Source organism: Vibrio sp. Vb1729 (assembly GCF_033338655.1).
GTDB lineage: Bacteria > Pseudomonadota > Gammaproteobacteria > Enterobacterales > Vibrionaceae > Vibrio > Vibrio alginolyticus.
Map to the genome: position 1 here is coordinate 223,743 of NZ_JAWOTB010000044.1, position 15,421 is coordinate 239,163.

A 15,421-nucleotide genomic window follows, 5' to 3' on the forward strand; every position below is an offset into this window, starting at 1 on the left:
ATTTTATACAATATTTAATATTAAATTTTTTCAGGCGAATCGTTGTAATGAAAAAGGTGAAAGATCAATCGATGTCGGCTTTCCTTCGATAAGCTCTAAAAGGAGATCTGCCGTAATCGCCGCTTGAGTTAATCCAAGGTGTTGGTGGCCAAATGCCAGTAATACATTTCCATCCCAAATGCTATCAATAACCGGTAACGAGTCGACTGTTGAAGGCCGATTCCCCATCCACTTTTCTCCTTGCTTGAGTGGATTTAACCCCGATTCAAACATCTCATCACCTAACTGAAAAAGCATTTCTGAACGTTTCATATTGGGTGGTGATTCTACATCGGCATACTCAACAGTGCCTGCCAAGCGTAGCCCACCAGACATCGGAGTCATGATGAATTTTCTATCGGCAGAGCTAATAGGAAATGGCAATACATCACGCTTGTCATCCACCATTAGGTGATAACCACGCTCGGCTTGAATAGGCACTTTGACTCCGGTTAGTTGCCGTATCAAAGGCTTAGAATGTACACCAGCGGCAACAATGATTCGGTCAAATGAATGTGTTTGAGACTCAACCAACACCTCGCCATTTTTCGCCAACGCAGATACACCTTTTTGTAAAACCATACCGCCAAGAACTTCAAAAGCTTCACTTAGCTCAACACAGAGCTGATAAGGGTCTAGCGTATGACCTGTATCGGGAAAAAAGACGCCGACAAAAACCTTATGGCTGAGATCAGGTATCCTCTCTCGAATCGCCTCTTGTGTCCAAACTTGATACGCCACACCGTTTTTAGCCAGTGAGTTAAGCGTACTTTGGTAGTCTTTAAACAGTTTCTCGTTTTCAAAAGTGAGCAATGAACCATTCATTTTTATTAGATGCGCTTTTCCGATTGAATCAAGCATGCCACGCCAACTTGCCACTGACCGCTCGTTAAGAGTTTTAATCGCGTTTTTTGCCTGCTCCGCGGCTGATGGCTTTGTTTGTAATAGAAAACGAATCATCCACCCGATAGTGCTTGGAATATCTTGCCAACGGATCGAAACCGGACTTTTGGGATCTAGCAGCATTTTAGGTAATTGTGAAAGCAGCGCTGGCGTTGCAAGAGGGAAGATTTGCTCAGTCGCGATATGGCCTGCATTTCCCTTAGAGCATCCATTCCCCACGCCATTGGGATCAAAAATCGTGACTTGATAACCTTGCTGCTGCAACTTCAATCCAATTGATAAGCCGATAATCCCCGCACCTATCACGGCGATCCTTTCCTTTTTGGTTTCATCCTTGACCAACATAAATATGCTCCGAGTCACACTTGAAAACGTAGATTGTATACAATATATTTTACATTACGTTAACATCACCATTGTTTAATTCAACCATTTTTTCAGCAAGGAGCGAAAAATGAGACAAGGAACTTTTTTCTGTATTGATGCCCACACCTGCGGCAACCCAGTTAGGCTGGTCGCAGGCGGTGTGCCTCCACTCGAAGGCAATACCATGAGCGAAAAGCGCCAATACTTTCTTGAGCATTATGATTGGATTCGTCAGGCACTCATGTTTGAGCCTCGCGGACACTCAATGATGTCGGGGTCAGTTGTCTTGCCTCCTTGCAGCGATAACGCAGACGCTTCAATTCTGTTTATTGAAACCAGTGGCTGCTTACCAATGTGTGGCCACGGCACCATTGGAACCGTCACTACCGCTATCGAGAATCGCCTTATCACTCCCAAAAAAGAAGGCCGTTTGATACTTGATGTCCCAGCAGGACAAATCGAAGTGCACTACCAAACAAAAGGTGACAAGGTCACGTCGGTGAAGATATTTAACGTACCAGCTTACCTTGCCCACCAAGACGTAACCGTGAACATAGAGGGCTTAGGTGAGCTCACTGTCGATGTTGCTTATGGCGGAAACTATTACGTAATCGTCGATCCTCAAGAAAACTACGCCGGACTTGAACACTACTCTCCAGATGAAATTTTGATGCTTTCTCCAAAAGTTCGCGAAGCGGTATCTCGAGCGGTTGAGTGCGTACATCCAGAAGATCCAACAGTGTGCGGTGTTTCTCACGTGCTATGGACCGGAGAGCCCACTCAAGAAAACGCTACCGCTCGAAATGCTGTGTTTTACGGCGACAAAGCGTTGGATCGCTCGCCATGTGGTACGGGTACTAGTGCACGCATGGCGCAATGGCATGCAAGAGGCAAACTCAATCAAGGAGAAGACTTTGTTCACGAAAGTATCATCGGCAGCCTATTTCAAGGACGTATAGAAGGCATTACCGAAGTGAATGGCAAAGCCGCTATTTTGCCAAGTATTGAAGGATGGGCACAAGTATACGGTCACAACACAATATGGGTAGACGATGAAGATCCATATGCGTACGGATTTGAAGTGAAGTAATAAGGATAGTAAGGAAGAATGATGAACCCACAAGAACCAACCACTTTTTACGCAGTCAACGCCTTTACTGGTGAGCCTCTACCTATTGCGTTTCCGGTACATGGAGAGCAAGAAGTTAATCAAGCCGCCTCAGCCGCCCAAAACGTTGCGCGTGAGTTTCGCCAACTAAGTAATGCAAAGCGATCGAGCTTACTTTGCTCTATCGCCTCTGAATTGGAAGTGAAGAGTGAAGAAATCGTTGCTCGTGCTCATTTAGAAACTGCCCTTCCCGAAGCACGTTTAAGCGGCGAAATAGGACGTACCGCGAACCAATTAAGACTATTTGCCGAGGTTGTGAGATCGGGTAATCACCATCAAGCAATTTTCGATACGCCAAACCCAAACCGTCAACCACTGCCAAAACCAGATATTCGCCGTCAACAAATCGCAATTGGCCCTGTCGCCGTGTTTGGTGCGTCTAATTTTCCGCTCGCATTTTCTACTGCAGGTGGCGATACGGCTTCGGCACTGGCTGCTGGCTGCCCTGTGATTGTAAAAGGCCATACCGCCCACCCTGGCACCAGTCAACTTGTTGCTGAGTGTATTGAGGCTGCACTTGAGAAAGAGTGCTTACCGCAAGCCATCTTCACGCTATTGCAAGGTAACAAACGTGCACTTGGCCAAGCACTCGTTACCCATCCAAAAATTAAAGGGGTTGGGTTTACAGGTTCAGTCGGTGGTGGCCGTGCGCTGTTCAATCTAGCCCAGCAAAGACCAGAGCCAATCCCCTTCTATGGCGAACTAGGGGCGATTAATCCAACATTTATTCTCCCTTCAGCCATACGGGCAAACGCCTCATTGGCTGAAGAATTTGTGGCTTCTATGACTTTGGGCTGTGGACAATTTTGTACAAAACCAGGCGTTGTATTTGTCTTGAATAGCCCAGAAACGCAAGCCTTTATCGAAATCGCTCAAGGGTTAATTCGACAACAATCAACGGCCACTTTGCTAACGCAAGGAATCCGAGAAACGTATGAATCCGAAGTGGATAAGCGAGCTTCCGAAACAGGCATTAACGTCACTCGTTCTGAACAAGCAGAAGCGACCAATGTCTCACCAGCACTGTTCGTGACGGACAGTAAAAACTGGCGTGAAAACCCGCAATGGGAGGAAGAAATATTTGGTCCTCAATCGTTAATCGTAATCTGTGAAGATTTCGATGACATGTTGAAACTGAGTGATTCACTGACTGGATCGCTCACCGCAACCCTTCACGCTACCGCTGAAGACGAAGAACAAGCCAAGCAACTGCTTCCAAGTTTGGAAGAAATCGCCGGACGCCTTGTATTCAACGGTTGGCCAACTGGCGTCGAGGTTGGTTACGCTATGGTTCATGGTGGACCATATCCGGCTTCAACCAATTCTGCCTCAACATCTGTCGGTGCGGAGGCTATTCATCGTTGGTTGCGTCCGGTCGCTTATCAAGCTTTGCCAGAATCTTTATTGCCGGATTCATTAAAAGTGTTGAACCCACTGGGTATTCAACGCGCCATAGATGGCAGTGTGTCCCAATAAAATCACCAAATGGCTCAAAAAGGCATCAACTGATGCCTTTTATTTCACTCTACTTCTCAAAACCTTCTTTCCTAGTTGGTTTGTGCCAGAAAAACAATAAACTACTAAAGTAAAATGGATTGGATACAATATTAATTTCACGGGAGACTTCAATGTCACAGAAACCTGTTTTTAAAACGCGTACTCAGCTCGTTGAGGAAGCAATTCGAACTCAGATCTTGAAGGGCGAGTTAAAAACTGGTCAACCTTTACGTCAAGATGCGTTAGCAAAAGAGTTTAATGTTAGCCGAATTCCTGTGCGTGAAGCGTTAGTTCAATTGGAAGCACAAGGACTCGTTAGCTTTGAACCTCACAAAGGTGCGACGGTCACTGAGCTATCTCCAGAGAAAATCAATGAGCTATTTGAACTGCGCGCTGTCGTGGAATGCCACATTTTAGAGCGTGCGATTCAAAATATGACAGACGCTGACCTTGAACGCGCGCGCGAAGTTCGCGAACGTTTCGAGTCAGTAGTGAACAGTGGCGACGAAGTAGAAGAATGGAGCAACTACAACTACGAGTTCCACAAAGCCCTATATGCGCCAGCCAACATGCCTGAAACTATGGACGTCATTTACAACCTGAACACAAAGTGTGACCGATACATACGCATGCAGCTATTGTTTACTACAGGCATTAAAAAGGCAGAAGAAGAGCACTTAAACTTGTTTGAAATGTGCCAAAATCGCGATATCGAAGGCGCCAAGTATCTACTGAAAAAGCACATTCTAGAAGCGGGCACAGCGATTCGAAACCTGCTGCTTGAAAGACAAAATATCAGCCAGTAAATGGAATAACGAATAAGGTGATATTCAAGGATGAATGTTGGACCAAAGTTTTTACTTGCAGCGCTACGACAAAAGATTAAAGAAGAAGGGCTTTGCTACAATTCCTTGTCAGAGAAAAGTGGCATCCCTTTATCTAGTATTAAACGCCACCTACATAATCCAGCTTTAGGTTTGGATAAAGTACTTATTTATCTGAACTACCTGAATACCGATCTCATCGAACTCGCAACCTTAGCCAACGAGCTTCAGCACCAAAACGAGCAAATGCTAACAGATGAAGAGAGCGCCCTTTTCGTTGAGCATCCTTATTTACTTGATTTTATTTATATGCTGACTTCTCGTGATATTAAACCGCAAGAGATAGCCCAAACTTACGGACTTTCTGATACAAGCTTAAGATTCTATTTGCGTATCGCGGAAATTCTAGGATATGTCGAAAACTTCGGAGACGGCTTGTTTTACCGTTCTGGTCGTCGATTTATTATGGAAGAAGGTACGGCATTAGACACCTTATTCAAAGAGCGATTTCAACAAGATTCGCTTTCTCATGATATCAACCCAGGCGTATGTATAGGTCGCATTAGGCTCACCGAAGAGCAGAAAGTACAAATAGAGGACGAGCTTTGTAATAAATTAGCGAAACTTAACGCAGTTAACACTTCCAACAATGAAGGTGAACTAACAAATATATTAATGCGCTGCACTCCTGGTTCTCAGATATTTTTCGCTGATGATTTACCTAACATTGACGGAAGCCTATTAAAGCACGTCGCTCAACTCACTAAATTAAGTTAAAGCATCAGACAAATAAATCAAACAAACCCCTGATAACATCATATATCCCTACCAAACTATTGATTCAAAGCGTTTCCTGAATCTAATTCTGATTTAGCAAGCATCGCTTAGTCAACTAAGAACTTGTCTTAATTTCACACTTATTAATTATCTTGTTAGATCTTTTGAAATAGACAGAAAACTTAAGTAATGACTAATTTAGCTTAAGGATAAAAGACAACTTTTTTACGTTATTTACCTCACACTATTTAACTATAAATTTGCAGACGAACAAATTAAATTAATACATTCACCTAGCTAATAAAAACAAAAGCAAAACACATAATTATAATTCTATTATTTATAAGGACATAGAAAAGTGAAATTTAAGTATTCTTTAGCAACGGCAGTCACTCTCGCATTATTACAAGGCTGTGGCGGTGGCGGCGGTGATAGCTCATCACCTACTCCATCCACTAGCAGTGCAAACGGTCCAACATGGAAAGTTCATGATTTTAGCCAATCGTCGAAAACGTTTATCAACCAATGTGAAACGCCCCGCGTCGGACTGGACCCATATGACAACTATGCCGCCTATCCAGATAAATTGGGCTCTGCATTACACGAAAAACTCTTTTTAAGAGCTTTTACTAACGAAACGTATCTATGGTATGACGAGGTTCCTGATAATAATCCAGCAAACTACAAAACTGTTACTGATTACTTCAATACGCTGGTCACCTCTGCTACTACCGCGACGGGTAAACCAAAAGATCGCTTCCATTTTACCGTCCCTTATGAGGATGATATGAAATCATCGCAATCCGGTTTAGTTGCTGGATTTGGTTTTAACTGGGCATTCCTACGTGGCGTACAACCTCGAGACGTTCGTATTTCCTACACTGAAGAAGCCTCGCCAGCTGATAGAAGCGGCATTGCTCGTGGTGATAAGCTTCTGAAAATCAATAATATTGATGTGGTTAACACCGGTAGTCAGTCCGACATTGATTTTATCAACAAAACGCTCTTTAACCCTGACATCAATCAAGATTACACCTTCACATTTGAGAGTGTTGACGGTCTAGAGAAAACCGTGACGCTTACCGCCTCTGATGTCATGACCTCTCCAGTTAAAAATGCCAAAGTGATTACACACAATGGTATGCGGATCGGCTATCTGCAATACAACTCCTTTGAACCAAGCGCTCAAGCCCCGCTTATTGAGGCATTCAGTACGCTCTCAGCAGAGAATGTTGACGAGATCGTCGTTGATTTACGTTACAACGGCGGTGGCTTAGTCCTTCAGTCCTCGCAAGTAGGCTACATGCTAAGCGGTGCTGGTCAGAACCGAGTCTTCAGTGAGTTGATTCATAATGACAAAGTGATGCGTACCATTAAAGATGGGGATAACATCTATCGCTTTACGAATCTAGCAATAGACTGGGCAGCACAGAAATATTCGGATCAAGTGCTTCCGACACTGAACAAAAAGCGCGTATATGTGCTGACTTCAGGAGGCACGGCTTCCTCAAGTGAACTGCTAATCAACGCTTTGCGCGGCATTGACGTGGAGGTTATCCAAATAGGTTCAACAACCACAGGTAAACCGTATGGGTTCTCACCAGAACAAAACTGCGGCACTATGTACTACACTATTCAGTTCAAGTCGGCGAACGAGAAAAAATTTGGCGACTTCGCTGATGGTTTTATTCCTACTCCAAAGAGCCAAATCAATACCGAGCTAGGCTTAAACAATAGAGTGGAAGGTTGCTGGGTCAATGATGACCTAACAAAACCATTAGGCGATCCGTCTGAAGGTATGCTTTCTGCGGCGCTAAACTACATGGAAACAGGAACCTGTCCGCCAGTATCCCCTTCAAGTTTCAACGCCATGCCGCGTAACATTTCATCTCCGGAGTTAAGCGATCTTCGCTCTCCGCTACGAACAGAGGCAATTCATGTTGAGATCAACTAACTTTTTACGAATGCTGATTCGGGTTGCGCTTTTCCTAGGCACTTCAATTTCTTTGATAGGATGTCAAGCTATGTCACAAGAACCCGTTGAAGCATTGAGTAAAAAGAACTCTCCGGAAACAGTCATAGAAATTCAAAACGCGATCGCAGAAATCCAAGGGACACCAGCACCTAGAATCGCAAATAACGTATTTGAATCCTCACCGCATTTGTTGATTGAAAAAGGACGAGTAAAAGGTAACAACAATCAACTGCTGGATGGCAGCTATACGGATCTTCCAGACCAATATACGTTGCAGATAAGAGGTGAAACCTGTGGCTTGTACTACGCCAAAACAGATACCTTTGTCACTCTCAGTTCACTAGATTGTGAGCCCATCATTAAGTTTTAGATCTCCCAAAAAGAGAAGCCCGCTGATATCAGCGGGCTTCCTACTTTATTGTTCAGTGTGAAACGGTCAACGTTACTTTAGTTCAATCCATGCTTTGCGCTGTTGCTTATCCATGTATGACCAAGCTACAAAGCGGCTCACTTTCTGTCCTTGGCTCATTTCAACCACACGAATGGCTTTCACACCCAATTTTTCAAGCTGCTTACGCATCGGGCGAACGTTGTCTTTTTTGGATATAAGGGTTGTAAACCACAAGACCTGCGCGGCAAAAGCTTGGCTTTCATTCGCCATTTTTCGGATAAACGCCGCTTCTCCACCTTCACACCACAATTCAGCGTTTTGACCGCCAAAATTCAACGCGGGCTTACTTGTCTTTACTTGTGCGGTTTGAGGTTTTAGCCCTTTCTTACGCTGGTTTGCTTTTAGATTATCGATTTTACGCTGGCTGCCCATAGCGGCATCTTCCGCCGAACGGTGGAATGGCGGATTACATGTCGTCACATCATAACGATCATTCGGTTGAATGATACCTCGATAAATATTGGCATCATTGTGTTGCTGTATCAGTGCAATTTTTCCCGTCAAAACACGATTGTGCTCTACGATCGTTTGAGCCGATTGGATGGATTTTGGATCGACATCGCTGCCCGTATAGTGCCAACCGTATTTTGTTACACCAACAATCGGATAAATACAGTTTGCTCCCACGCCAATGTCCAACGCTTTCACTTTTTGGTGTGCGTACTGACCTTTTACTTCACTATCAAGTAGTTCTGCCACTCGGTGAATGTAATCAGCGCGGCCCGGAATCGGTGGGCAAAGGTAGGTGTCGGGAATGTCCCAGAACTCGACACCATAATACGCAGCAAGCAATGCTTTATTGAGCATTTTAACAGCATTAGGATCAGAGAAGTTTATGGAATCTTCCCCTTTCGGATTTTTGATAACGAATGGCTTTAACTGTGGTTCACTTTCCACGAGTTTTTTAAAATCGTAACGACCTCGATGAACATTACGCTCATGCAAACCATTCTTCGCTATTTTTATGAACTCGACTTCGCTCTTTCCTGCAGGCTGAGGGGATTTGCGCGCAACTTTGTCTTTAACACGCTTCGGCTTGTCTTTATTCGCGTCTTTCTTCTGAGCCGCCATTGAAGCCTTTGGCTTTGCTTGCTTCGCGTTGTGATTATTGTTCTTCATTCAAATTCGCTTTTAAATCGAGATAAATCATAAACAAACGAGCATCAAATTCGAGTTGGTGATACTCAGGCTCCATGTAGCAACATAACTGATAGAACGCCTTGTCGTGGTTTTTCTCACGAGTATGTGCCAACTCATGTACCACCAGCATCCTTAATAGTGGCTCGGGCGCATCTTTAAATACATTGGCAATGCGAATCTCGTTTTTCGACTTCAGCTTACCGCCATGGTTTCTACTGATTACACTGTGCAAACCAAGCGCGTTGTTTACCGCGTGAATTTTCTTATCGTAGACAACTTTACTGATTGGCGCGGCTTTCTTCATGTAGCGGTTTTTGATTGCCATGGCGTACTCATAGAGCGCCCTTTCGCTTTTGATTTGGTGCCTGTCGGGATAACGCTTCTCGAACCAAGGAACAAACTTGCCACTCGCTATCAATGAGCTCACCTGCTCTACGATGTTTTGTGGGTAGCCTTGAATGTATCGAAGTGACGGATGCATAGAATTAACGTCTGTTATGACAAAATAAAGGCGCTCAATATACCTGAGATAAAGGACAGTTTCACCTTAGCTTTCGCCTTTCATTTATTGTGAAAGGCCGTTAAACTTCGCCTCCCAATGATAATGGAGAGAAACTCAATGAAACGTGTCGTCCTTTACGTCAAAGACAAATGCCCTCACTGCAAAGATGCTCAACGTTATCTGGATTCGAAAAATATTAACTATCGTTTGTGCAATGCTAAGATGCAACGCGGTCGCAAAGAACTTGATGCGCTTGGTGCTCGTTCAGTGCCAGTTTTAAAAATTGGTGATCGGGTAATGATTGGCTGGAACCCAAAGAACTTCGAGAAGATGTACAAAGGCGACTAGTGCTCGGACGATGAATCTGCGCTGCGTTTAAACGTAGCGCTTGATAAAGTCGATAAACGTTCGATCTGCTATTGATAAATACCCCTGCTTGCGCCAAGCAAGTGCCAGATCCAGCGTCACTGGTGGTTCAAACGGTAAGCCAACAACGCCCGACTCATGTTGAGTCACCAATTCCAGTAACGCGGTAATCGCAAACTCTTGTTTTACAATACTCAAAATCAAAGGCAGTAAGTTGGTCTCGAATGATGACTTCATGGTAAACCCATGCTCCTCACTCACCTGATCCAAAAATTCGCGGTGAAAATAGCCATGCTGAAACATAACCAAATCGTGTTCAAAGAACTCATCAAAAGTAAGAGCGTGTCGCTGGGCTAACTCATGCTCAGGTGAAACAACTGCGACCATTTGGCTAGTAAACAAATGGTCAGTTTCTAGATCATCAGGCACATTATCACAACTGATCACACCAATATCGAGTTGACCATTGAGCAGCATACGACGAATCGATTGAGTTCCAGCTTCGACCAAGGTCAATTTTAACTCAGGGAATTGGCTTTTAAACGCCATCACAATTCGTGGAAAGAAATAACTGCCCATCATTGATGGCGTCCCTAGTCTTACTTCGCCTTTCGCTAAACCTTTCAACTCATCAATCGCGAGCTGCGCGTCGTGCAACTGTTGAATCACCCGCTTAGCATGTACAAATAACGTTTCGCCCTCTTTCGTTAAGCTGATTTTTTTATCATCACGGCGAAATAGGGTAACGCCCAAAGACTGCTCAAACTTTTTGATAGAAATGCTTAATGCGGGCTGGGCAATATGCAGGGCTTTCGCCGCATGGGTAATGTTTCCGTGTTCAGCGACCGCCAGAAAATGTTTAAGTTGTTTCGATTCCATTAGATCAAAAATATATGGTGTCCATATTTTTAATATATTTTTTTAATTTACAACGAACTGATAGATTGATCACAGTCTCTCCATTTGCTCACATTAGGCAGGATTCATGGTCAGTTTTGGCACACCGGAATACAAACGCATTACGCTCTCGCTAGCGCTTGGTTCCTTCTTGGTTTTTTCAAATTTATACCTACTACAGCCAATGCTGCCCACTTTTGCCCAAATTTTCACGATCTCAGAAACGCAAGTGAACTGGTTATTTGCGGCCTCAACACTCGCTCTCTCTTTTAGCCTCGTTCCAATGGCTGTGTTATCAGAATCAGTGGGACGAAAACCAGTCATGATGGCCGGTCTGTTTTCGATTCCTACCCTTTCCGCTTTGATGCTGTTTGGTGACTCATTCCTGTTTTTGGTGGTATGTCGAGCACTGATCGGTGTCGCGCTCGCCGCTTTTGCTGCGGTCGCCGTGGCTTACATGGCAGAAGAGCTCGACAAGCACGCTTTCTCGATGGCAATTGGAACGTACATTGCGGCTAACTCATTAGGCGGTATTGCAGGACGTATTAGCGGCGGCTTATTGGCGGACAATTTCAATGTTGATGTCGCCATTGAAGTTATGATGGTGTTCACTCTTCTTGGTGTCATTGGCGTTCACTATTTATTGCCAACACAGCGCAACTTCACCCCGTCATCAAGCAGCTTGCGCCATCAAAATCGTGCGCTTATTGGTCATTTTAAAAACCAACGCGTATGGTTCGCGATGCTGATAGGAGGACTCAACTTTGCTTTGTTCGTCAACCTTTACTCCGTAATGGGGTTCCGTCTGGTGAGTGAACCTCACAATGTGCCCGTCGGGTTGGCCTCACTGATCTTTATTTGTTACTTGGGAGGAACTTTCTCCTCTCGTTGCGCAGGCCACTGGAGTAAACGTTATTCATCAATCCTCGGCATGTTCTTGGGCGCGATAGTGAGCATGACGGGGATGTGGATTGCGGCGGTTGAAAGCTTGACTGCAATGCTATTTGGGTTGTTGCTGATAAGTTTTGGTGCCTTCTTTACTCATACCCTCGCCTACGGTTGGGTCGGTCAGAATGCCACTCGTGCCAAAGCCACCGCGACAGCGCTCTACTTAGTACACTACTATGTAGGCGGTAGTTTGGGAGGATTCTTACTTCTTTATTGTTGGCAACATGGTGGTTGGTCGAGTGTTCTCATGGGGGGAAGCGCCGTCTACCTAGCGATGTTTGCTGCGATTGCGTATTTGAAACACATTGCCGAAAGAAAGCATACTGACCAAACACCTGACGCTGCGAGTTTAAAGAGTAGCTAAGGTACGCTCATTTGCGTAATACCTCTCTGGTTACTTGGATAACCAACTCTGCTATGCTTGGGCTACTTTAATAAAAACCAGAAAGTCGTATGTCAACGCGTTCAACACAAAACACAGATATCGAAGCGATCACTCAACAGGTCGATCAATGGCTCAACGATGTGGTAATCGGACTCAACCTTTGTCCGTTTGCTGCCAAACCGCAACGTAATAAACAAATCAAAATTTTTGTTAGTGAAGCGACTCAAGAAGAAGCGCTTCTTGAAGATATTTTATTGCAGCTGATTGAGCTGAGTAACACAGAACCCGAACAACTTGAGACCACGTTGGTTGTGGTTCCCAACATGCTACAAGATTTCTGGGACTACAACTTTTGCATAGATTGGGTTGAAGGATTAATTAAGCAGCAAAACTGGGAAGGTATTTTCCAAGTAGCGACTTTCCATCCTGATTACTGTTTTGGCGGCGCAAGGCCTGAAGACGACGAAAACCTGACCAATCGTTCTCCTTACCCGATCTTCCATTTGATTCGCGAAGAGAGTATGGAAAAGGTACTAAAACACTATCCTGATCCTAAATCCATTCCCGATACGAACATCGCTCGTGTTTCCGCCCTTTCAGAGGAAGAACGTAAAAAGCTGTTCCCTTACCTATTTCGTTAAGCACCACCATTCCCCAAAGGCAGATTTATCACCAGTTAGATGCAATGCCCTTGGGGTTCAAAGTGCGGTTTGGTATCATTGCCGCTTCAATCGATTCAATGGAAATTAGAATGCAACTGTCAAAGCTAACCCAAGAGATTTTTGATCACTTATACCGTGATATCACCGAGTTCCGTAGTACGTTCGACTTACCAGTCGCAGACGCTGCAAGCCTTGATGCACAAGCAGATACACTACACACCTCTTTGGCGATCGAAGAGCTAACAGAGCTAGCAGAAGCAGATTGTAAAACTGAGCAAGCAGATGCCATCGTAGACAGCGTGTATGTATTAATGGGCCGTCTCGTTCATCTTGGCCACAGCAAAATAGAAGACAACCTGGCGATCAGCTACTTAATTGATCTTCTATTAAACGTTGCGGTAAACCGTGGTATCGAATTTATTCCTTGCTGGGATGAAGTACATTCAAGCAACATGAGCAAAGTATGCCGTAACGAGCAAGAGTACTCAGAAACAGAAGCATTCTACGCGGAACAAGGCATCAAGTTGATGGCGGTGCAGAAAGGTGAATACATCATCGCGAAATGCGCCGAAGATTTCGTATCGGAAGGTAAAACCATTCGTAAAGGCAAAGTACTCAAATCTGTTTACTACCGCCCTGCAGATCTAAAACCGTTAACTCAATAAGCGTTGAGTTTGGCTATCTCGATTAAAAAAAAACGACCTCAAGTAGGTCGTTTTTTATTGTCCCTAAACATTAATCAAAGATTAAATAAGGTTGCTCATCTACGATGACCTTTTTGACTTGAGTATTGAACACTTCCCCGAGAGCTTCTTCCGTTAGCACAGTATCGGCACTTCCTGATGAGTGCAGCACACCGTTGTTAAGCAGCAATACTTTATCTGCGTGCTTTAATGTGCGATTGAGATCGTGATTAGCAACCAATACTCCAATTCCCTGCGCCGCCATAGTGTTAATCAATTGATAGAGCAGACCCTCTTGCGCAATATCTAACGGTGCTGCTGGCTCATCCAAAATTAAAAACTGCGAAAAAGGATTAATGGTACGCCACACCTGCAAACATACACCTGCTAATCGGACACGCTGCCACTCACCACCGGATAATGTTTGAATACTGCGATGAAGCTTATCTTGCAGTTGTACCAGCTCCACCACCATATTGACAGCATCACGCACTTTGATATCCGCAATCTCAGCACCACTTGGCAGAGATAAAGCGAGATACTGAAACACATCAACATTAAACGCTGGGCGCGATTGCTGACACAAATAACCTCGAACATGAGCTTGCTCTGACAACGGTAAAGTAAGCAAGTTTTTGTTGCCAACGTACACTTCACCACTCATACCGTCTCGGTGACTTAACGTACCAGAAATCGCAGCCAATAAAGTACTCTTACCGGAACCATTAGGCCCAACGATATGTACGATTTCGCCAGCTTTGCATTCAAAAGAAAGAGGCAATAATCGACTACCAACCGACATATGTTTAACGTGCATCATGACTCTTCACCAGCATCCAGATGAAAATAGGTGCGCCAATCGATGTTGTCATGACACCTAAAGGTAACTCTGCGGAGTCCAATAACAGTCTTGCGCCGATGTCAGCAAATACAAGCAACGCAGCACCAGATATTGCAGAAAGTGGCAATAAATAACGGTTTTCAGTACCAAAAGCCAAACGCAACAAGTGCGGCACCACCAAACCAACAAAACTGATGATGCCACCCAAAGCGACTGAGCTACCCACCAAAACAGAAATGGCGAGGATCAATTTCCAACGCATTTGATGCACATCGACACCCAATTGGGTCGCATGAATCTCACCCAGCATCAATTTATCAAGCGACTTGCCTTTACAACATAACCAGATAAGCACCGGTAACATCACCAAAGTAACGGTATGTTGATACCAACTTGCACCGCCAATACTGCCCATTAACCAATACATCAGTTGGCGTAAACTGAGATCATCACTAAAGTAAAATGCCCACGTCACAATCGCGCTCGATAAAATACCCAATGCGACCCCAACCAAAAGCAATCGAGCCGTCGTCAGGTGCATTGCCCTTGCTATCGCCACCAAAACAAACGTGAATACCATCGAGCCAGCAATCGCTGCCAACATAAAAACAATCGGGGTAGGAAGAACAGGTGACGCGAACATGATTAAGACCATTGCTAAGCTTGCGCCACCAGAGATACCAAGCACGCCAGGTTCAGCCAACACGTTCCCAAGCAACACTTGTAACGTCGCGCCAGATACCGCTAACGCAGCACCAATAATTGCCGCAGACACTAACCTCGGTAAACGCAAGTCCACCAATAACTTCTGTTCAAATGCAGATAAGGATTGAAAAGGAGAAAGGAAAATTTCTCCGACCATCAAGTGAATGGCAGAGAGTACAGCGAGCACGATCGACATAACCATCAGGTTACGTTGCCAGCGTCGTTCCTTGTTCAGGATAAGTTGTTGAAAATCCATAGCGGCCGATAAAAACAAACGAGGCTTAACCTTACA

General features: G+C 44.5%; 16 protein-coding genes. 10 read left to right on the forward strand and 6 right to left on the reverse strand.

The features are described from left to right. Positions 1-30: 30 nt before the first annotated feature. Positions 31-1,287: an NAD(P)/FAD-dependent oxidoreductase gene (locus R7E29_RS17700; protein ID WP_054576451.1), complete on the reverse strand. Its 1,257-nt coding sequence runs from the start codon at positions 1,285-1,287 to the stop codon at positions 31-33. 109 nt (positions 1,288-1,396) lie between these two features. On the opposite strand from R7E29_RS17700, the gene R7E29_RS17705 reads away from it, so the two are divergent. The 6 genes from R7E29_RS17705 (at position 1,397) to R7E29_RS17730 (ending at position 7,919) form a co-directional block, all read left to right on the forward strand. Then, complete coding sequence (locus R7E29_RS17705; protein ID WP_054576450.1) at positions 1,397-2,398, forward strand: 4-hydroxyproline epimerase; 1,002 nt, start codon at positions 1,397-1,399, stop codon at positions 2,396-2,398. Between the two features lie 21 nt (positions 2,399-2,419). Then, positions 2,420-3,952: an aldehyde dehydrogenase (NADP(+)) gene (locus tag R7E29_RS17710; protein ID WP_054576449.1), complete on the forward strand. Its 1,533-nt coding sequence runs from the start codon at positions 2,420-2,422 to the stop codon at positions 3,950-3,952. Positions 3,953-4,104: 152 nt separating this feature from the next. Further along, on the forward strand, positions 4,105-4,779 hold the full coding sequence (locus R7E29_RS17715) for a GntR family transcriptional regulator (RefSeq protein WP_053303155.1): 675 nt from the start codon (positions 4,105-4,107) through the stop codon (positions 4,777-4,779). Between the two features lie 30 nt (positions 4,780-4,809). Then, on the forward strand, positions 4,810-5,574 hold the full coding sequence (locus R7E29_RS17720; protein ID WP_033905155.1) for a hypothetical protein: 765 nt from the start codon (positions 4,810-4,812) through the stop codon (positions 5,572-5,574). A gap of 358 nt (positions 5,575-5,932) precedes the next feature. Then, the gene (locus tag R7E29_RS17725) at positions 5,933-7,528 is read left to right on the forward strand and encodes a S41 family peptidase (protein WP_053303156.1); all 1,596 of its coding nucleotides are present in this window, start codon (positions 5,933-5,935) and stop codon (positions 7,526-7,528) included. A 70-nt stretch (positions 7,529-7,598) separates the two neighbouring features. Next, on the forward strand, positions 7,599-7,919 hold the full coding sequence (locus tag R7E29_RS17730; protein ID WP_053350410.1) for a hypothetical protein: 321 nt from the start codon (positions 7,599-7,601) through the stop codon (positions 7,917-7,919). Positions 7,920-7,991: 72 nt separating this feature from the next. On the opposite strand, the gene rlmF is transcribed toward R7E29_RS17730, so the two are convergent. Continuing rightward, a complete protein-coding gene (gene rlmF, locus R7E29_RS17735) occupies positions 7,992-9,119 on the reverse strand; it encodes a 23S rRNA (adenine(1618)-N(6))-methyltransferase RlmF (RefSeq protein ID WP_065274415.1) in 1,128 nt (375 codons plus the stop codon). Then, positions 9,106-9,621: a M48 family metallopeptidase gene (locus tag R7E29_RS17740; protein ID WP_005377870.1), complete on the reverse strand. Its 516-nt coding sequence runs from the start codon at positions 9,619-9,621 to the stop codon at positions 9,106-9,108. The genes rlmF and R7E29_RS17740 overlap by 14 nt, the downstream gene beginning before the upstream one ends. A 138-nt stretch (positions 9,622-9,759) precedes the next feature. Between R7E29_RS17740 and R7E29_RS17745 the strand changes: the two genes are divergently transcribed. After that, positions 9,760-9,990, forward strand: coding sequence for a glutaredoxin family protein (locus tag R7E29_RS17745; RefSeq protein ID WP_005377871.1), 231 nt, complete (start codon positions 9,760-9,762; stop codon positions 9,988-9,990). 27 nt (positions 9,991-10,017) lie between these two features. Here the strand turns inward: R7E29_RS17745 and R7E29_RS17750 are convergent, their stop codons facing one another. After that, entirely contained in the window at positions 10,018-10,887 is an 870-nt protein-coding gene (locus tag R7E29_RS17750; RefSeq protein ID WP_005389786.1) for a LysR family transcriptional regulator, read from the reverse strand. Positions 10,888-10,993: 106 nt separating this feature from the next. Here R7E29_RS17750 and R7E29_RS17755 point away from each other — a divergent pair, with 106 nt between their 5' ends. The 3 genes from R7E29_RS17755 (at position 10,994) to R7E29_RS17765 (ending at position 13,565) form a co-directional block, all read left to right on the forward strand. Then, positions 10,994-12,217, forward strand: a complete 1,224-nt coding sequence (locus R7E29_RS17755; protein ID WP_005377873.1) for an MFS transporter — start codon at positions 10,994-10,996, stop codon at positions 12,215-12,217. A gap of 89 nt (positions 12,218-12,306) precedes the next feature. Next, on the forward strand, positions 12,307-12,879 hold the full coding sequence (locus tag R7E29_RS17760; RefSeq protein ID WP_042521931.1) for a DUF1415 domain-containing protein: 573 nt from the start codon (positions 12,307-12,309) through the stop codon (positions 12,877-12,879). A 110-nt stretch (positions 12,880-12,989) separates the two neighbouring features. Next, the gene (locus R7E29_RS17765; protein ID WP_042521933.1) at positions 12,990-13,565 is read left to right on the forward strand and encodes a nucleoside triphosphate pyrophosphohydrolase family protein; all 576 of its coding nucleotides are present in this window, start codon (positions 12,990-12,992) and stop codon (positions 13,563-13,565) included. Between the two features lie 70 nt (positions 13,566-13,635). Here the strand turns inward: R7E29_RS17765 and btuD are convergent, their stop codons facing one another. Further along, positions 13,636-14,403, reverse strand: a complete 768-nt coding sequence (btuD, locus tag R7E29_RS17770) for a vitamin B12 ABC transporter ATP-binding protein BtuD (protein ID WP_080773704.1) — start codon at positions 14,401-14,403, stop codon at positions 13,636-13,638. Next, positions 14,390-15,385: a vitamin B12 ABC transporter permease BtuC gene (btuC, locus tag R7E29_RS17775; RefSeq protein WP_042521936.1), complete on the reverse strand. Its 996-nt coding sequence runs from the start codon at positions 15,383-15,385 to the stop codon at positions 14,390-14,392. The genes btuD and btuC overlap by 14 nt, the downstream gene beginning before the upstream one ends. Positions 15,386-15,421 lie beyond the last annotated feature (36 nt).

Excerpts from the sequence above, each read along its gene's own strand:
- R7E29_RS17700 (WP_054576451.1), bottom strand. The coding sequence starts at position 1,287 with ATGTTGGTCAAGGATGAAACCAAAAAGGAAAGGATCGCCGTGATAGGT.
- R7E29_RS17705 (WP_054576450.1), top strand. The coding sequence starts at position 1,397 with ATGAGACAAGGAACTTTTTTCTGTATTGATGCCCACACCTGCGGCAAC.
- R7E29_RS17710 (WP_054576449.1), top strand. The coding sequence starts at position 2,420 with ATGAACCCACAAGAACCAACCACTTTTTACGCAGTCAACGCCTTTACT.
- R7E29_RS17715 (WP_053303155.1), top strand. The coding sequence starts at position 4,105 with ATGTCACAGAAACCTGTTTTTAAAACGCGTACTCAGCTCGTTGAGGAA.
- R7E29_RS17720 (WP_033905155.1), top strand. The coding sequence starts at position 4,810 with ATGAATGTTGGACCAAAGTTTTTACTTGCAGCGCTACGACAAAAGATT.
- R7E29_RS17730 (WP_053350410.1), top strand. The coding sequence starts at position 7,599 with ATGTCACAAGAACCCGTTGAAGCATTGAGTAAAAAGAACTCTCCGGAA.
- rlmF (WP_065274415.1), bottom strand. The coding sequence starts at position 9,119 with ATGAAGAACAATAATCACAACGCGAAGCAAGCAAAGCCAAAGGCTTCA.
- R7E29_RS17740 (WP_005377870.1), bottom strand. The coding sequence starts at position 9,621 with ATGCATCCGTCACTTCGATACATTCAAGGCTACCCACAAAACATCGTA.
- R7E29_RS17745 (WP_005377871.1), top strand. The coding sequence starts at position 9,760 with ATGAAACGTGTCGTCCTTTACGTCAAAGACAAATGCCCTCACTGCAAA.
- R7E29_RS17750 (WP_005389786.1), bottom strand. The coding sequence starts at position 10,887 with ATGGAATCGAAACAACTTAAACATTTTCTGGCGGTCGCTGAACACGGA.
- R7E29_RS17755 (WP_005377873.1), top strand. The coding sequence starts at position 10,994 with ATGGTCAGTTTTGGCACACCGGAATACAAACGCATTACGCTCTCGCTA.
- R7E29_RS17760 (WP_042521931.1), top strand. The coding sequence starts at position 12,307 with ATGTCAACGCGTTCAACACAAAACACAGATATCGAAGCGATCACTCAA.
- R7E29_RS17765 (WP_042521933.1), top strand. The coding sequence starts at position 12,990 with ATGCAACTGTCAAAGCTAACCCAAGAGATTTTTGATCACTTATACCGT.
- btuD (WP_080773704.1), bottom strand. The coding sequence starts at position 14,403 with ATGATGCACGTTAAACATATGTCGGTTGGTAGTCGATTATTGCCTCTT.
- btuC (WP_042521936.1), bottom strand. The coding sequence starts at position 15,385 with ATGGATTTTCAACAACTTATCCTGAACAAGGAACGACGCTGGCAACGT.